Origin of the sequence: Sinomonas sp. ASV486, assembly GCF_030908215.1 — a bacterium.
Taxonomy (GTDB): Bacteria; Actinomycetota; Actinomycetes; order Actinomycetales; family Micrococcaceae; genus Sinomonas; species Sinomonas puerhi.
This window is the reverse complement of the sequence record NZ_JAVFJK010000013.1, coordinates 105,601-122,310: the sequence shown is the minus strand read 5'-3', so window position 1 is coordinate 122,310 and position 16,710 is coordinate 105,601. Positions and strand designations below refer to the sequence as shown.

Sequence of the window (16,710 nt, the reverse complement as noted above, 5' to 3'; positions counted from 1 at the left end):
GGCGCCACCGCCGTGCTTGACCACGCGCGCCCGGTGCTTGTCCGAGGGTGCACGGTTCGCGAGCGCCCGACCGGCCCGACCGGCCTCGGGACCGCGGCCCGACCCGCTCGTCTCCCCGTTGGTCTCCCCGCTCGCGGGGATGCCGCTGGCGTACGCTTCTGTCCGTGTCCGAGTTCCGCCACCTGAGTGTCCCGATCGCCCTGTCGCCCCGCGCCGTCTTTGCCTTCGCGGGCCATCCCGCCAACCTCCCGCGCTGGGCCGCGGGCCTTGCGGCGGGCGTCCGTGCGGAGAACGGCCGCTGGATCGCGGACTCCCCGATGGGTGCGGTCGAGGTGAGGTTCGTGGGCGACACTGCCGCCGGGATCCTCGACCACGAGGTCATGCTGCCCGATGGGAGCGTGGTCCTGAACCAGTTCCGCATCCTCGCCGACGGCGCGCACAGCCTCGCGGTCTTCCACCTCCGCCGTGCGGAGGGCGTGACCGATGAGGCCTTCGAGGCCGACGCCGCGGCCGTCCAGGCCGACCTGGACACCCTCAAGGACGTCCTCGAGGCCGGAGCCTCCGAGGCCGGAACCGCTGAGACTGGAACCTCGGAGACCGGAACCTCCGAGAGCGAAACCCCTGAGGCGCGCACCCCCGAGGCGGGCACCGCGTGACCGAGACCAGACAGCAGACCCAGCCGGCCGGCGTCGTGCGTCGGGGCGTGCACCGCGCGTGGCTCGTCGCCGCCGTGACGCTTCTCGCGCTCGTGGCCGCGGCCGCCTTCCGTTCGACGACCGGCGCGCTCTTTGAGCCCCTCGAGGCCGAGTTCGGCTGGACGAGGGCCGAGACCTCGGGCGCGGTGACGGCGAACCTCGTGATATACGGCCTCGTGGCGCCGTTTGCCGCAGTACTCATGGAGCGGTTCACGCTGCGCAAGGTCGTGGCGACGGCGCTCGTCCTCGTCGCGGCCGGGAGTGGTCTGACCACTCTCATGACCGCCGCGTGGCAGCTGTGGGCGCTGTGGGGTGTGTTCATCGGCGTGGGAACGGGGATGCTCGCGCTCGTCTTCGGCGCCGTCGTTGCCAACCGCTGGTTCGCGGCCCGGCGCGGGCTCGTGATGGGCTTCTTCTCGGCCGCGAACGCGTGCGGACAGCTGGTCTTCCTGCCCGCCGTGGTGCAGCTGGCCGCGCACGAGGGCTGGCGCACCGCCGCGCTGCTTGTCGCCGTGTTCGCGCTCGCGATCGTGCCGCTGCTCGCTTGGCCGTTCGCCAACTCGCCCGCGGAGGTGGGGGTTGCGCCGTACGGTGCGTCGCCCGCCGTCGCGCCCGCACCTGCGCACGACGCCGCCAGCTCGCCGGAGCTGGAGAGCTCGCCGATGGGTGCGGGGACGGCGCTGCGAGAGGGGAAGCGCGGAGAGGCGCGACATGAGGACGCGGAGCAGCGCGGAGAAACACCGCACGAGGTCGTGCAGCGCGAGAAGGCGGTGCAGCGTGAGGAGGCGCCCGCCGTCGTGCGCCGGAACGCGGCGGTGGAGGCTCTCTCGGTGCTGCGCGAGTCGCTGCGGTCGAGGGCCTTCTGGATCCTGCTGTTCACGTTCTGGGTGTGCGGCTGGAGCACGAACGGGCTCATGCAGACCCATTTCATCCCCGCCGCGCACGATCACGGCATGCCCGCCACCACAGCGTCAGGGCTGCTTGCGCTCATCGGCGTGTTCGACGTGATTGGCACTGTCGCCTCCGGCTGGCTCACGGACCGTGTGCGGCCGTGGATACTGCTCGTCGCGTACTACGCGCTGCGCGGGGCCTCGCTGCTCACCGTCAACGCGCTGCTCGCGCCGGACGTCGAGCCGCCGCTGTGGATCTTCATCGTCTTCTACGGGCTCGACTGGGTTGCGACCGTGCCGCCCACCGTGGCGCTGTGCCGCGAGCACTTCGGCGCGGCCAAGAGCTCAGTAGTGTTCGGGTGGGTGTTCGCCTCGCACATGGTCGGCGCCGGGGTGGGCGCGTTCCTGGCCGGGTGGGGACGCGAAGTGAGCGGGACCTACATGACCGCGTGGCTCTCCGCTTCCCTGCTGTGCTTCGCCGCGGCCGCGAGCCTGTTCTTCCTGCCGCGCCGGCGGGCTGTCTGAGCGCGGAGTCCTGTCCTTCCGGCCGGTGATCGGCGGGTGGCCGGGACGGCGTCATCTTTCGCGCGCCGTGCGGACCCGGGTTGACCTCCTCTCATTCCGGTTGACAGGCTTGAAGCGTGAGTCTCACTCCATCATGTCTGTCGCTGGCACAGCGGCTCGTCGAGTCCGGCGTCCCCGAGGGGCTGGCCGCAGTTCTCGCGCACGCCAGCACCGCCGCTCCGGGGGAGCGCAGCGGGGAGGCGGCAGCCTGCGTGCTCGATGAGCAGGGCGCGCTGCGGGTGACGACATGGCTCGAAGCCCAGCTGGCCGGGGGTATGGACTCCCGCGAGGCCCTGGTCACGATTCTCGGTGCCGCGGCGCTGCTGTTCGGCGCCGAGGAGGCGGGGCGCCTCGTGCTCAGCCACATGCCGTCGGCCATCCAGGCCCTCGAGGAGATGGTGCTCGAGTCGGAGGACGCCGCCGCAGACGACCCGATGCTCGCCTCTGCGGCGAAGGCCGAGGCTCTCATGCTGAAGGCGGCGCTCGCGCGCGCGGCCGCCGAAGACCCCCGGTACGACCACGGGCTGTACATGGACGAGTCCGTGGTGCTGCCGGGGTTCCTGCTCGCTGCGCGGCGCGGGTCCGAGGCCGTCGAACTGAACGGGGCCCTCGTGAGCACGCCGGGCGGGCTCGTGTTCGTCCTCTCCGACGGCATGCTCTCCGCGGAGACGGCCAGCCTGCTCCCCGAGGGGGCACTCGAACGAGGGTCCGTGGCCTTCGGGCTCGACGAGATCGCCGAGGCCGTGTTCCTCGTCCCGGAGTCTTTCGGAGGGGCCGACGCGCCGACGGGCGTGGACTTCGGCCGGACGCCCGACGGCGAGGTGCACGCGTACATCGACGTGCGAGGGCATGGGCTGCTGAGCATCTGCCTCGCCTACTCGCATTGGCCCGCGGCACGGCAGGAAGTCCTCCGGCGGCGGTTCGAGACGCTGGTCGAGCGCGTGGGGAGCGCCCTGCACGCGTGACGCACGCCTCCGCGCCAGGCCGCGGGTGGCCCTTCTGGAAGTCAGCTCCGGGGGGTCAGGTTCTGCGGGTGACCCGTCTGTGCGGTAGGTGACCGCACATCCTGGGGGTCAGGTGCTGCTGCGCAGCTCCGCGAGGCGGCGCAGGTGTGCCGCTACCTGGTGCTCGCCGCCGCCCTCGTGGTTGTTGAACGGCCACTCCGTGATGTCCTTCGCCGGCCGCGCCCTCTCGGGCGAGTCCTCGCCGTAGTTGTTGAACGCTGCATAGACGGTCGACGGCGGGCAGACCTCGTCCCGCAGCGCGACCGAGAAGGAGGCGGGCGCCGTCGCCCATCTCGCGAGCAGTGAGACGTCGAAGTAGTCCAGCGTGCGCAGCGCGGTGGCGGCCATCTCCCGGTGCCGCACGAGGAAGCGTTCGATCTCGGGGTACGGACCCGCCGTGGCGACATCGAGCGCGCGGCGGAAGTCGGAGAGGAAATTGACGTCCGGCAGACATGCGATGACGCCGCCGATCCCGGCGCGCGCGGCGAGTGAGGCCGCGGCGATCGCTAGGCCGCCACCCTGTGAGACGCCATGGACCACAATGCGGGCGGAGTCGACGGCGTCGAGGGCCTGCGCAGCTTCGATGGCGCGCACCGCGTCGGTGTAGAGGCGGCGGTAGTAGTAGTCCTCGGGGTCCTGGATCCCGCGCGTCATGAGCCCGGGGTACGCGATGCCGCCGGCACTGGGATGCGGATCGGGCGTGTCGCCGGAGATCCCGCCGTAGCCTTGCCCGCGGGTGTCCATGATGAGCATGGCCCAGCCGGCCTGCGCCCACACGGTGTCCTGATGCGGGAGCCCGCGGCCGCCCGAGTAGCCGGCGTACTGCACGACGGCGGGCAGCGGCTGTGCCTGCACGTCGCCCCGCGGGCCGGCCGGCACGTGGAGCCAGCCCCTGATCCTGGCGCCTCCGAAGCCGGTGAAGGTGACGTCGAAGGTGTCGATCAGGGCGAGCCCCGTCTCGACCGGTTCGAGCACGACGTCGAGCGGCGGTTTGCGCGCGTCGGCGAGCGTTGCGTCCCAGAAGTCCCCGAGGTCCGCGGGCGCCGTGGCGGAACCGCGATAGGAGCGGAGCGTTTCGAGGGGGAAGTCGAGGGCGGGCATGGCCGTGCGGTTCCTCCGGACGTCGGGGACGGATGTGACCGAGCTTACTGGAGGGAGGTGGGATGTGCTGTGTCCCCCGCGGGGGCGCGACTGCCCGTCACTCATCGGACTCGAAGAATGGACGGGTCGTTGCCATGGCGGCCGCCAAGGCCGTCTGAACCGGCAGAGCCCGGTGTTCCTCGGAGAGGATCTCGACACCCCACGGGCCCTTGAACCCGATGTCCTGCATGGTCCGGATGAAGCCCGCAACGTCCTGGTCCCCCTGTCCGAGGTAGCAGCGATGGTCCCGGGTGTCCTCGAACAGCGTGCCCTGGATCTCGTTGTGGGCATCGTTGAGCTCGACGCCGAAGATCTGGTCCGCCGTGAGGGAACTGCGGAGTTCTGCCAGACTCGTTCCCTTGCGGTACACGTGCCAGAAGTCCACGATCAGGCCGCACGCCGGGTGATCCACGCGGCGCATCAGATCGGCGCCGCGGGGGATCGTGTCGACGAGCGTGAAGGCCACGGGTTCGAGGGCGACTCTCGTTCCCCGTTTCTCGGCCTCCCCGGCGAGCGTCCTGAGGGGCTCCACCATGAACCCGAGGTCGGCCGGGGGAGTGCCGAAGTCGCTGCCGATCTTCACAAACGGTGCGTGCAGTGCCTCGGCGGCGTGGAGGAGAAGGTCCCAGTCCGTGCCCCAGACTTCGCGGGGCTCCCACCATCGCGCGAGGAGCTCGACCTCGACGTGCGTCAGCCCGTGGGAGCGGACGAGGCGGTTCAGCGCCGCGAAGCCCATCGACGACTGCGCGGCTTTGAGGTCGTCCAGAACGAGACCGAACCCGGACCATCCAGTGGCCGCAAGCGCCTCGATCCGTTCGGGGAGGGGGACTGGACTCGTCTCTGGGCTGCGAAGTGGGGCGGCATCGCCGGCGCTTGTCCAGCAGGTTGCGACGAACCGCTCGGTAGTGGATGGCATGGGGATCCTCTCGGGGCCTGAGGCCTGTGGTGTGAGTCACTCGGGGGTTGTTGATGAGTGTGGCACAGAAATAGTGGACCGGTCCATTGACATCCGAAACTTTCGCGGCCTATGGTTGGACCGGTCCATAAAGAGACCCGCATCACATTCCCGCCGATCCGGTGAGGCCGGAGCCCCCGAGATCCTTCCCGGGATGTGAAGCGCACGAACATCAAAGGAGAGCTCGTGAAGAAGACGTGGCACCGCGGCCTGGCCGCCCTTGCCCTGATCCCAGTCCTCGCCGTGACGGCCTGCTCGGGCGGCGGCAAGCAGGCCGACGCGACCGCAGGTTCAGGAGGCGGCCAGGCCGTCTCGACTCCCAGGATGAAGGTTGCCCTCATCACGCACGCCGAGGCGGGCGACACGTTCTGGGACATCGTGCGCAAGGGTGCCGAGGAGGCGGCGGCGAAGGACAACGTCGAGATTCTCTACACGAATGACTCGGACGCCGGGCGACAGTCCCAGCTGGTGCAGCAGGCGATCGACCAGAAGGTGGATGGCATCGCGGTCACCATCGCCAACCCGGGCGCCATGAAGGATGTGCTGAAGAAGGTTGCCGACGCGGGCATCCCGCTCGTGAGCTTCAACGCCGGCGGCGACGTCTCCGCGCAGATGGGCGCGTTCACGCACTTCGGCTCGAACGAGAAGCTCGCCGGTGAGGCGGTGGGCACCAAGCTCGCCTCGGACGGCTACAAGCACCCCATCTGCGTGATCATGTCGCAGGGGCAGGTGCAGCTCGAGGCCCGGTGCGCGGGCGTGAAGGAGAAGGTCCCGGGCACGGAGATCCTCTACGTCAACGGAGCCGATATGACCTCGGTGCAGTCCACGGCGACGGCGAAGCTGCAGGCCACGAAGGACGCCGATGTGATCGTCGGCCTCGGCGCCCCGTACACGGTCACCCTCCTCAAGGCGGTGGCGGATGCGAATAGCTCGGTCAAGGTGGCGAGCTTCGACCTCAACCCTGCCCTGGCCCAGGCGATCAGCGACGGCAAGGTGCTCTTCACGGTGGACCAGCAGCCGTGGCTGCAGGGCTACCTGTCGGTTGACGCGCTCTGGCAGAACAAGCGCGGCGGGTTCAAGGTCGGTGGTGGCCAGCCGGTGCTGACCGGGCCGGCGATCGTGGACAAGTCCAACATCTCCGACGTCCTCAAGTTCGTCCAGCAGGGCGTCCGCTAGTTCCAAGGATCGGGGCCGTGCGGCGGGAACGCCGCGCGGCCCGACTGAGAAGGAGTTCTTTCCATGGCAACTGCAACACTTCCCTCGACGCCGGGGCCGGCGCCCGCGCCGGCTGCCAAAGACGAGCGGGTCGGGCGTCGTGGCCCGTTCCAGAAGCTCCTGGGCCGTCCGGAGGTCGGGGCGCTGGCGGCCGCGGTCGTGCTGTTCATCTTCTTCGCGGCGGTCTCGGGGACGTTCCTGCAGCCCAACGCGCTCGCGACGGTCCTGTACGGGTCCTCCACGATCGGGATCATGGCGGTGGGGGTCTCGCTGCTGATGATCGGGGGCGAGTTCGACCTGTCCTCGGGTGTCGCGGTGATCTCCTCGGCCCTGACCGCGTCCCTGTTCTCCTGGAACTTCGGGATGAACGTGTGGGTCGGGGTCCTGCTGGCCCTGGTGGTCTCCCTGGGGATCGGGTTCGTGAACGGGTGGATCCTGGTCAAGACGAAGCTGCCCTCCTTCATCGTGACCCTGGCCACGTTCCTGATGCTCACGGGCCTGAACCTGGCCCTGACCCGCCTGATCGGCGGGGCGGTGTCCTCGCCCTCGATCGCCCAGATGGACGGGTTCGGCGCGGCCAAGGCGGTCTTCGCGTCCTCGGTGAACATCGGCGGGGTCGAGTTCAAGATCACGATCCTGTACTGGATCGTGCTGGTGGTGGTCGCGTCCTGGGTGCTGCTGCGCACGAAGGTCGGGAACTGGATCTTCGCCGCGGGCGGGGACGCGAACGCCGCCCGGGCGGTCGGGGTCCCGGTCACCGCGACCAAGATCGGCCTGTTCATGGGGGTGGGGCTGTGCGGGTGGCTGCTGGGCATGCACAACCTGTTCGCGTTCGACGCGGTCCAGTCCGGGGAGGGCGTGGGCAACGAGTTCCTCTACATCATCGCCGCGGTCATCGGCGGGTGCCTGCTCACCGGCGGGTACGGCTCGGCCGTGGGCGGGGCGATCGGCGCGTTCATCTTCGGCATGGCCAACAAGGGCATCGTGTACGCGCAGTGGAACCCGGACTGGTTCAAGTTCTTCCTGGGCCTGATGCTCCTGCTGGCCACGATCGTGAACCTCATCGTCAAGAAGCGCGCAGAGCGCGCCTGAGAGAACGAAGCACAGGAGATGGCCACCATGGCAGAGCACATCAGCAACCAGGAGATCCTGGCCAAGGCGGGGGAGACCGACCCCCTCACCGACCGGCCCGTGCACCTGCTGCGCCTGGACGGCGTGGGCAAGCACTACGGCAACGTCATCGCCCTGCGGGAGGTGACCATGGCCGTGGACAACGGCCGCGTCACCTGCGTCCTGGGCGACAACGGGGCCGGGAAGTCGACCCTGATCAAGATCATCGCCGGCCTGCACCAGCACGACGCCGGCACCTTCACCATCATGGGCGAGGAACGCAGGCTCTCCTCCCCGAGGGAGGCCCTGGACGCGGGCATCGCCGCGGTCTACCAGGACCTCGCGGTGGTCTCCCTCATGCCGATCTGGCGCAACTTCTTCCTCGGCTCCGAGCTGACCACCGGGTTCGGCCCGTTCAAGCGCATGGACGTGAACCGGATGAAGGAGACCACCAGGACCGAGCTGGCGGCCATGGGCATCGACCTGCGCGACGTCGAGCAGCCCATCGGCCAGCTCTCCGGCGGCGAGCGGCAGTGCGTGGCCATCGCCCGGGCCGTGTACTTCGGGGCCAAGGTCCTGATCCTGGACGAGCCCACCGCCGCCCTGGGCGTGAAGCAGTCCGGCGTGGTCCTGCGCTACATCCTCCAGGCCCGCGACCGCGGCCTCGGCGTCATCTTCATCACCCACAACCCCCACCACGCCTTCCCCGTCGGGGACCGCTTCCTGCTCCTGAAGCGCGGCCGCTCCATCGGCTACTACGACAAGAAGGACATCACCCTGGAAGAACTCACCGCCCAGATGGCCGGCGGCGCCGAACTCGCCGAACTCGCCCACGAACTCGAACAGCTCGGCGGCCACACCCAAGCCCTCCAAGAAGCCAAAGCCGAAGCCGCCGCCGTCCAAGCCGAAGCACCCAAGGCGGAGTCGCCCACAGCCTGACGATGGGCACATCCCGGGTTCGCGCGTCGACTGCCCGGGGGACGCACGACGGCGCGGTTCGGCACCCAGCCGACCGCGCCGTCATCGTGCGTCACCGCGCGCCACGGTCAGACAACCGTCAGACAACCGTCAGACAACAGTCAGAAGACCGTCAGCCGAGGGTCGAGCCCCGAAGCGCACTTGACAGGACAAACTCGGCTGCGACTAGAGTGTGATCAACCCAACCTTGGAACGTTCCACTACTGAAGAGAAGAGATCCCTATGACCATCCGCGTGGGCGTCATCGGCGCCGGAATCATGGGTGCCGACCATGTGCGCAATCTCGCCGGCGCGGTGAGCGGCGCCTCCGTCTCGCTCGTTGCGGACCTCGACGCCGACCGCGCGGCTGCCGCCGCCGGGCCGGCCGGCGCGCGAAGCACCACCGACCCGCGGGCGCTCATCACGGACGACGAGGTTGACGCCGTCGTCATCGCGTCCCACGACTCCACCCACGCCGAGCTCCTCACCGCCTGCCTCGATGCACGCAAGCCCGTCCTGTGCGAGAAGCCCCTCGCCCCCACCGTCGAGGAGGGCCGTGCCGTGGTCGAGGCAGAGGAGGCGGTGGCCGTGGAGTTGGGCCGCAGCCTCGTCTCCCTCGGATTCATGCGGCGCTTCGATCCCGCGCACACCGAGCTCAGGCGGCGCCTCGCCGCGGGCGAGCTCGGCGAGGTGCTCGTGGCGCACTGCGTGAGCCGCAACGTCCGCTCCGCCCCGGACGCGACGAACGTCTCCGCCATCACCAACTCGGCGATCCACGAGCTCGATTCGATGCCGTGGCTGCTCGGCACCTCCGTGGCCGAGGTCGCGTGGGTCTCGGGCCGGAAGGCGTCCTCGCTCGCGCCTGCGGGCCTCCAGGACCCCGCGCTCATGCTGCTGCGGATGGAGGACGGCACGCTCGTGACCCTCGAGCTGTTCCTCAACGCCGAGTACGGCTACTCGACGCGGCTTGAAGTCGTGGGGGAGCGCGGGACCGCCAGCTTCACCGAGTCCCCCCTGCTCGAGTTCAACCTCGATCGGCGCCGGGCGACCGAGTACCCCGCCGACTGGCGCCCCCGCTTCGCCGACGCGTACCGGATCGAGCTCCAGGCATGGATCGACTCGCTGCGGACGGGCGCGCCGTCGCCCCTCGCGACTGCACGCGACGGGCTCCGCGCCTCGGAGATCGGCGCCGCCCTCGCAGCCTCGATCGACGCCGCCGGCGCTTTCGTGAAGGTAGTCCACGCGTGAGCTCGTTCGAGTTCCCCGTATCGCGCGTGCCCGACGCCGCCGAGGCGCCCAGCCTGCGGTGGGGGATCGCCGGGCCGGGCTGGATCGCCGAGCGGTTCGCTGAATCGCTCGCCCTGCACGGTTCCCAGCGGGTCACGGCCGTCGGGTCCCGCTCGCTCGAGCGGGCGCGGGCGTTCGCGGCGCCCCGTGGGCTGAGGCCCCACGGCTCGTACGAATCGCTCGCCGCGGACCCCGACGTCGACATCGTCTACGTTGCCACGCCGCACACCGCGCACCGTGACGTTGCCCTGATCGCGCTCGGGGCGGGCCGGCACGTTCTCGTCGAGAAGCCCATCGGCATCAGCGCGGCCGAGGCGCAGGAGATCGCCGACGCCGCCCGGTCCCGCGGCCTCTTCGCCGCCGAGGCGCTCTGGACCGCGTTCCTGCCCTCGTACGACGTCGCGCGGCAGCTCATCCGCGGCGGACACCTCGGCGAGCTGAGCACCGTCCTGGGCGACTACGGCGAGTACCTCCCGCCGAGCCACCGTGCGCACGACCCGGCCCTCGCCGGAGGCCCGCTCCTCGATCTCGGCATCTACCTCCTCGCCCTCGCCACGGACATCCTCGGCGAGCCAGACCGCGTCCTGGGGCTCGGGTCGCCACTGGCCAACGGGGTGAACGGACAGCTTTCGGCCCTGCTCGGGTTCCCCGGCGGCGCCCAGGCTACGCTCACCACCACGATGCTCGGATTCACGCCCGCGCAGCTCACCGTGGTCGGCACCGAGGCGGCCCTGACATTCGACGGCCCGTTCAACTCGCCGGGTGGCCTGACCGTGCGCACCGCCGACGGCGAGGCCCACCGCTGGGAGGGCACGCCTGGCGATCACGTGGCCGGGCTGCACTTCCAGGCCGCCGCGGTGGCCCGGGCCATCGCCGCGGGGCAGACCGAGGTGGCCGAACGGCCACTCCACCTCAGCATCCTGGCCTTGCGCGTCGCGGACGAGCTGCGGCGCCAGGCCGCGATCGTGTACCCGGGGGAGTAAGGCCAAGGCGCGCCGACCCGCGCACCGCAGATCATGCGCACCGCAGATGAGACGTACCAAAGGTCAGTCGCGCCACCGAACAGACGCAGTACAGAGAGGGATTTCGATGGAGCTTGGGCTGATTACAGATTCGTTGGGCGGCCGACCGCTTGAGGACGTCTTGGACGTTGCCGCGGAGCTGGGGCTCGACGGCGTCGAGCTTGCCACGGGAAACTGGTCCGAGGCGCCGCACGCCGATCTCCCGCAGCTCGTCGCGAGTGCCGCGGCGCGCACGAGGCTCGCGGACGCCGTCGCGAGTCGGGGGCTCACGCTCAGCGCGCTGAACGCCAACGGCAATCAGCTGCATCCGGTCACGGGCGCGGAGCATGACAAGGTGGTCCGGGACACGATCACGGTGGCCGGCGAAATGGGGGTTCCCACGGTCGTCCTCATGTCCGGCCTCCCGGGCGCCCGGGGCGAGCGGACGCCGAACTGGATCACCACGTCCTGGCCGCCCGAGACGCTTGAGGTGCTCGAGTACCAGTGGAACGAGGTGGCCATCCCGTACTGGACGGATCTCGCCGAGTACGCCCGGACCCGCGGCGTTCGGCTGGCCGTGGAGATGCATGGCCGCCAGCTCGTGTTCAACGTCGCGACGATGCTGCGCCTGCGGGACGCGGTGGGCGAGGACGTGGTCGGCGCGAACCTCGACCCCTCGCACCTGATGTGGATGGGAGCCGACATCCTCGCGGTCGTCCAGGCCCTCGGGTCCGCGATCTTCCACGTCCACGCGAAGGATGCCCGGGTGGAGCGCCGGAACGCCGACGTCAACGGCATCCTCGACACTCTGCCGCCTTCCCGGGCCGCCGCCCGGTCGTGGAATTACGTGACGCTCGGCCTGGGCCACCCTGGCGGGACCGGATTCTGGGGGGACTGCGTGTATGCGCTCCGTTCGGTCGGCTACGACGGGCCGCTCAACATCGAGCACGAGGACGTCCTGGTGTCCTCTGGGGAGGGTGTGCGCCGCGCCGCGGAACTGCTCCAGTCTGTCCTGATCCGTGATGCTCCCGACTGGGCACCGGCCCGGATCTAAGGTGGATGAGGGGCGGGGGCACTGTGCGGCCGATCGCCCCTCCACCCAGGACAGGGGGCGGCAATGGATGTCAGGCAGCTGAGGTACTTCCTCGCAGTGGTGGACTATGGCGGATTCCACCGGGCGGCGGAGCACCTGCTCATTGCCCAGCCGTCGCTCTCGCAGACCGTCAAGGCGCTCGAGCAGGACCTCGGCGTGCCGCTCTTCCACCGGGTGGGGCGGCGCGCGGTCCTCTCGGAGGCCGGGCGCGAGCTCGTGGGGCCGGCCCGGCTCGTGGTGCGGGACCTCGACGCGGCGAGGGCCGCCGTCGACCATCTCCGAGGGGTCCGCAGCGGCCGACTTGACCTCATCGCGATGCCGTCTCCGGGGATCGAGCCGCTCACATCGATGATCGCGGCCTTCGCCCGCGCACACCCGGCGGTGACTGTGGCCGTCGCAGCGGCGTTCACGCCGGACGACGTCGTGGAGTCCGTCCGCTCCGGCCTCGCCGAGGTGGGTGTGCTCGGGCAGGACCGCCCCGTGCGGGCGGCAGGGGTCGACGTCATGCAGCTCGAGCGGCAGCCGCTCGTCCTCATCGTCAATCCCGAGGCGGACAGGTTCGGGGGAGCCGAGTCGGTGGGCCGGGAGGACCTCGGCGGGCACAGGGTCATCGTCTCTCAGCGTGGGTCCCTCATGCGGTGGCTCGTGGATGACATCCTTGCGAGCGGCGTCGACGTGGAGGTTGCGGTGGAGGTTGCCCACCGCACGTCCATCCTTCCGCTCGTCCTCGCCGGTGTGGGCCACGCGATCATGCCGTCCTCGTGGGCGCCGCTGGCCCGGCATTCAGGGCTACGTGTGGCCCGGATCGAGCCCGAGTCAGTCCTGCACGTGGCCGTCCTGAGCCGCCAGTCTGGCCTCACGCCGGCCGCGGCGGCGTTCCTCGAGGTCGCCGCGACCTACGCGACTGCGCACTGGGAGACGCGCTGAGGTACTCATCGATAGGTGCATCCTATCCAGCAGATGAAGAATTGGTCTTGGACGTGATCAATCCCGGCTTGGTCTTATGGATGTAGCGCGGCAGCTGTGATGCCGCTAACACCCAAGGAGAGACCTGCACGTGAGCGAGATCAAGACCTTCAAGATTGCTTCCATCCCCGGCGACGGCGTCGGCAAGGAGGTCGTCGCCGCCGGTCGACGCGTCCTTGACGCCCTCGCCGCCCAGTCCGGCGGCGCCTTCGCCTTCGAGTGGACCGAGTTCCCGTGGGGCTCGGACTACTACGCCAGGCACAGCGAGATGATGCCAGCCGAGGGCCTCGAGGCCCTCAAGCCGTTCGACGCGATCTACTTCGGCGCCGTCGGCTGGGAGAACGTCCCGGACCACGTGAGCCTGTGGGGCCTGCGCCTGAACATCACCCAGAATTTCGACCAGTGGGCCAACATCCGCCCCGTGAGGTTCCTCCCCGGCGTCGAGTCGCCGCTGCGCCGCGCCGACACCGCCGAGCTCGACTGGGTGGTGGTCCGCGAGAACAGTGAGGGCGAGTACGCCGGTCTCGGCGGGCGCAACCTCTCGGGCCGCGGCCCGGGCAACGAGGTGGCGCTCCAGACTGCGCTCTTCACGGAGAAGGGCTGCGAGCGGATCATGCGCTTCGCCTTCGACCTGGCCCGGACCCGCACGGTCAAGAAGGTATCGAGCGTCACGAAGTCCAACGCCCAGCAGTACGGCATGGTCCTGTGGGACGAGGTGTTCCGCCGCGTGGCCCTGGACTACCCGGACGTGGCCACCGAGAGCGTGCTCGTGGACGCGATGAGCGCCAAGTTCGTGCTCAAGCCCGAGGAGCTGTCCGTCGTCGTCGCCTCGAACCTCAACGCGGACATTCTCTCCGACCTCGGCTCCGCCCTCGCCGGCAGCCTCGGCCTCGCCGCGAGCGCGAACCTCAACCCCGAGCGCCGCTTCCCGAGCATGTTCGAGCCCGTGCACGGCTCCGCCCCCGACATTGCGGGCAAGGGCATCTCCAACCCGATCGGCGCCATCTCGAGCGCGGCCCTCATGCTCGACCACTTCGGCCTGGCCGACGAGGCCCGCCGTGTCGAGGCCGCGATCGAGGCGACGGCGGCGGCGGGCCACCTCACGCGCGACGTCGGCGGCACCGCGGACACGCGCGAGGTCACCGACGCGATCGTCGAGGCCCTGACCCGTTCCCTCGCGGCGGTCTGAGGAGGACATCATGGGACACAACGTGGACAATGCCGTCCGCCCCGCCCGCCGGCCCTGGTACCGGCAGCTGTACTTCTGGGTTCTGCTCGCAATCGTCGTCGGGATCGTCCTCGGGTGGCTCTCGCCCAAGGCGGGTGAGGCGATGCAGCCGATCGGGACCACGTTCGTCAACGCGATGAAGATGCTCATCGGCCCGATCGTGTTCCTCACGATCGTGGGCGGGATCGCGAGTGTCGCGGACCTCAAGAGGGTCGGCATCACGGGCCTCAAGGCCCTCACGTACTTCCAGGTCGGCACGATCCTGGCGATGACCGCGGGCCTCGTGGCAATCAACGTGTTCCGCCTCGGCGACGGGCTGAACATCGACGCGAGCAAGATCCAGGCCAGCGGCACGGCCGCACAGTACATCAGCGCCGGCAAGGGCGAGAACTGGTGGGACTTCCTGGTCAACATCATCCCGACGTCCGTCGTGGGCCCGTTCGTGCAGGGCGACATCCTGCAGATCATCTTCATGGCCGTCCTCGTCGGGATTGCGGTCAACGCTCTCGGCAAGGTGGCCGCGCCGGTGCTCGTCGCCGTCGAGCGCCTCACCAAGGTGGTCTTCAAGGTCCTCAACTTCGTCATGAAGGCCGCCCCGCTCGGCGCGTTCGGCGCCATGGCGTTCGCGGTCGGCAAGTACGGGGTCTCGAGCCTCACGAGCCTCGGCTGGCTCATCCTGCTGTTCTACGCGACGTCGATCGTGTTCGTGGTCGTCGTGCTCGGCGGCGTCATGGCGTTCCTGCGGCTCAACATCTTCTCGATGCTGCGCCACTTCAAGGAGGAGCTGCTCCTGATTGTGGGCACGTCCACCGCCGAACCGGCGCTCCCCGGGCTCATGCGCAAGCTCGAGCAAGCCGGCGTCAAGAAGGAGACCGTGGGTCTCGTGGTCCCGACGGGGTACAGCTTCAACCTGGACGGTGCCGCGATCTACCTCTCCCTCGCGGCCGTGTACATCGCCCAGGCCACCAACACGCATCTCTCGATCGGGCAGCAGCTGGGCCTCCTGGCCGTCATGCTCCTGACCTCGAAAGGCGCCGCGGGCGTGGCGGGCGGGGGCTTCATCGCCCTCACCGCGACGCTGAGCACGCTCGGAACCATCCCGGCCGCGGGCATCATGCTCATCTTCGGCATCGACAAGTTCATGTCCGAGTGCCGCGCCCTGGTGAACTTCTGTGGCAACGCGGTCGCGACCCTCTTCATCGCGTGGTGGGACAAGTCCCTCGACGACGATCGCGCCCGCCGCGCCTTCCGCGGCGAACACCTGCCTCCGCTGGATGCGGCGGGCCCCGCCCGGGGTGCCGCGGCGCACGACGGCGAGCGGTCGCCGTCGGCGGTGAGCGGGACCCGCGATGGTGTCGAGGATGCCGGGAGGCTCGAGCCTGTCGCCGCCGCGGGGGAGAGCGACCTCCGGGCCGGGGCGTTGCGGTGAGCACCTCCCCGGCCGCCGGCCGCGTGACTGTCCTCGTGGCACCGGACAAGTTCAAGGGCTCGCTCACCGCGGGCGAGGTCGCGCGGGCCATCGGCGAGGGGCTGGCCGCCCGGGCGCCCGAAGGGGTTGACTGGCGGGCCCTGCCCCTCGCAGACGGCGGGGACGGGAGCGTCGAGGCGGCGCTCGCGGCCGGGTTCGAGGCCGTTGCCGTGCGGGTCTCCGGGCCCACGGGCGAGCCGGTGGAGGGGAGGATCGCGCTCCGGCGCGGGACCGCCGTCCTCGAGGTCGCGGGGACCTGCGGCCTGCAGGCCCTGCCCGGCGGGCGGCTCGAGCCGCTCACGAGCACAAGCCTCGGGCTCGGGCTGGCCGTCCGCGCGGGGCTCGCGGAGGGGGCGGCGCGCATCGTGGTGGGACTCGGCGGGAGCGCGTCGACCGATGGCGGCGCGGGGATGCTCGCGGCGCTCGGTGCACGATTCCTCGACCGCCGCGGTGAAGCCTTCGTCCCCGCGGGCGGGACGCTGTGCGAGGTTGCGCGGGTGGACCTGTCACGGATTGTCGATCTCGCTGGGGTCGAGCTCGTCGCCGCGAGCGACGTGCAGAACCCGCTCCTCGGTCCCGACGGCGCCGCTGCGGTGTATGGGCCGCAGAAGGGTGCCAGTCCTTCGGAGCTTGAGCTCCTCGAGGCTGGCCTCGCGCATCTGGTGGCGCGGCTGGACGAGGCCGGGATGCCGGCGTCGTCTGCAGCCCAGAGGCCCGGCGCCGGGAGCGCTGGCGGCCTGGGGTTCGCTGCCCTGCTCCTCGGGGCGCGCGTGGTCTCCGGGGCGGACTTCTTCCTTGACCTCCTCGGCTTCGACGAGGCGCTCGGGGGCGCTGACCTCGTGGTCACAGGTGAGGGGAGGCTCGACGGCCAGACCCTGTCCGGGAAGCTGCCGCTCGCCGTCGCGCGCCGCGCGGGCGCCTGCTCGGATGGACCTGTGCCCGTCGTCGCAGTGGTGGGGCACAACGCGCTGGGCCGGGAGAGCGTTCCGGAGCACGGGATCGGACGGGTCTACGCCCTCTCGTCGATGACGGAGCGGGACACTGTGTCGGATCCCCGGCTGTCGGCCCAGCTGCTCGCCGAAGCTGGGCGGGACATCGCCCGCCGTCTGGGGGTTAGCTTCTGAAGGTCACGTCCTG

General features: G+C 70.2%; 15 protein-coding genes. 13 read left to right on the top strand and 2 right to left on the bottom strand.

What is annotated here, in order from left to right:
* Window positions 1-164 precede the first annotated feature (164 nt).
* From RBS60_RS17380 to RBS60_RS17370, 3 genes are all read left to right on the top strand, one after another.
* Window positions 165-656 (top strand): SRPBCC family protein, encoded by a 492-nt coding sequence (locus RBS60_RS17380; protein WP_307958073.1) that lies wholly within the window; start codon window positions 165-167, stop codon window positions 654-656.
* Window positions 653-2,110: an MFS transporter gene (locus RBS60_RS17375; RefSeq protein ID WP_307958074.1), complete on the top strand. Its 1,458-nt coding sequence runs from the start codon at window positions 653-655 to the stop codon at window positions 2,108-2,110. Before RBS60_RS17380 ends, RBS60_RS17375 begins: the two co-directional genes overlap by 4 nt.
* 116 nt (window positions 2,111-2,226) lie before the next feature.
* The gene (locus tag RBS60_RS17370) at window positions 2,227-3,114 is read left to right on the top strand and encodes a hypothetical protein (RefSeq protein WP_307958075.1); all 888 of its coding nucleotides are present in this window, start codon (window positions 2,227-2,229) and stop codon (window positions 3,112-3,114) included.
* A 108-nt stretch (window positions 3,115-3,222) separates the two neighbouring features.
* Here RBS60_RS17370 and RBS60_RS17365 read toward each other — a convergent pair whose 3' ends face one another.
* Window positions 3,223-4,254, bottom strand: a complete 1,032-nt coding sequence (locus RBS60_RS17365; protein WP_307958076.1) for an acetylxylan esterase — start codon at window positions 4,252-4,254, stop codon at window positions 3,223-3,225.
* A 97-nt stretch (window positions 4,255-4,351) separates the two neighbouring features.
* The gene (locus RBS60_RS17360) at window positions 4,352-5,209 is read right to left on the bottom strand and encodes a sugar phosphate isomerase/epimerase family protein (protein WP_307958077.1); all 858 of its coding nucleotides are present in this window, start codon (window positions 5,207-5,209) and stop codon (window positions 4,352-4,354) included.
* A 225-nt stretch (window positions 5,210-5,434) separates the two neighbouring features.
* Between RBS60_RS17360 and RBS60_RS17355 the strand changes: the two genes are divergently transcribed.
* The 10 genes from RBS60_RS17355 to RBS60_RS17310 all read left to right on the top strand — a co-directional run bounded on the left by RBS60_RS17355 (window position 5,435) and on the right by RBS60_RS17310 (window position 16,697).
* Window positions 5,435-6,424: a substrate-binding domain-containing protein gene (locus RBS60_RS17355; protein WP_307958078.1), complete on the top strand. Its 990-nt coding sequence runs from the start codon at window positions 5,435-5,437 to the stop codon at window positions 6,422-6,424.
* 63 nt (window positions 6,425-6,487) lie between these two features.
* On the top strand, window positions 6,488-7,555 hold the full coding sequence (locus RBS60_RS17350) for an ABC transporter permease (protein ID WP_307958079.1): 1,068 nt from the start codon (window positions 6,488-6,490) through the stop codon (window positions 7,553-7,555).
* 27 nt (window positions 7,556-7,582) lie between these two features.
* Complete coding sequence (locus RBS60_RS17345; RefSeq protein WP_307958816.1) at window positions 7,583-8,512, top strand: ATP-binding cassette domain-containing protein; 930 nt, start codon at window positions 7,583-7,585, stop codon at window positions 8,510-8,512.
* A gap of 261 nt (window positions 8,513-8,773) precedes the next feature.
* Entirely contained in the window at window positions 8,774-9,778 is a 1,005-nt protein-coding gene (locus tag RBS60_RS17340) for a Gfo/Idh/MocA family oxidoreductase (protein WP_307958815.1), read from the top strand.
* The gene (locus RBS60_RS17335; RefSeq protein ID WP_307958814.1) at window positions 9,775-10,800 is read left to right on the top strand and encodes a Gfo/Idh/MocA family oxidoreductase; all 1,026 of its coding nucleotides are present in this window, start codon (window positions 9,775-9,777) and stop codon (window positions 10,798-10,800) included. The genes RBS60_RS17340 and RBS60_RS17335 overlap by 4 nt, the downstream gene beginning before the upstream one ends.
* Before the next feature lie 106 nt (window positions 10,801-10,906).
* Window positions 10,907-11,872: a sugar phosphate isomerase/epimerase gene (locus RBS60_RS17330; protein WP_307958813.1), complete on the top strand. Its 966-nt coding sequence runs from the start codon at window positions 10,907-10,909 to the stop codon at window positions 11,870-11,872.
* 63 nt (window positions 11,873-11,935) lie between these two features.
* Window positions 11,936-12,838 carry a LysR family transcriptional regulator gene (locus RBS60_RS17325; RefSeq protein WP_307958812.1) on the top strand — a complete coding sequence of 301 codons (903 nt, stop codon included), beginning with the start codon at window positions 11,936-11,938 and terminating at the stop codon, window positions 12,836-12,838.
* A gap of 130 nt (window positions 12,839-12,968) precedes the next feature.
* A complete protein-coding gene (locus RBS60_RS17320; protein ID WP_307958811.1) occupies window positions 12,969-14,066 on the top strand; it encodes a tartrate dehydrogenase in 1,098 nt (365 codons plus the stop codon).
* Window positions 14,067-14,076: 10 nt separating this feature from the next.
* Window positions 14,077-15,534, top strand: a complete 1,458-nt coding sequence (gene dctA, locus RBS60_RS17315; protein ID WP_307958810.1) for a C4-dicarboxylate transporter DctA — start codon at window positions 14,077-14,079, stop codon at window positions 15,532-15,534.
* On the top strand, window positions 15,531-16,697 hold the full coding sequence (locus tag RBS60_RS17310; protein WP_307958809.1) for a glycerate kinase: 1,167 nt from the start codon (window positions 15,531-15,533) through the stop codon (window positions 16,695-16,697). The genes dctA and RBS60_RS17310 overlap by 4 nt, the downstream gene beginning before the upstream one ends.
* Window positions 16,698-16,710: the final 13 nt, after the last annotated feature.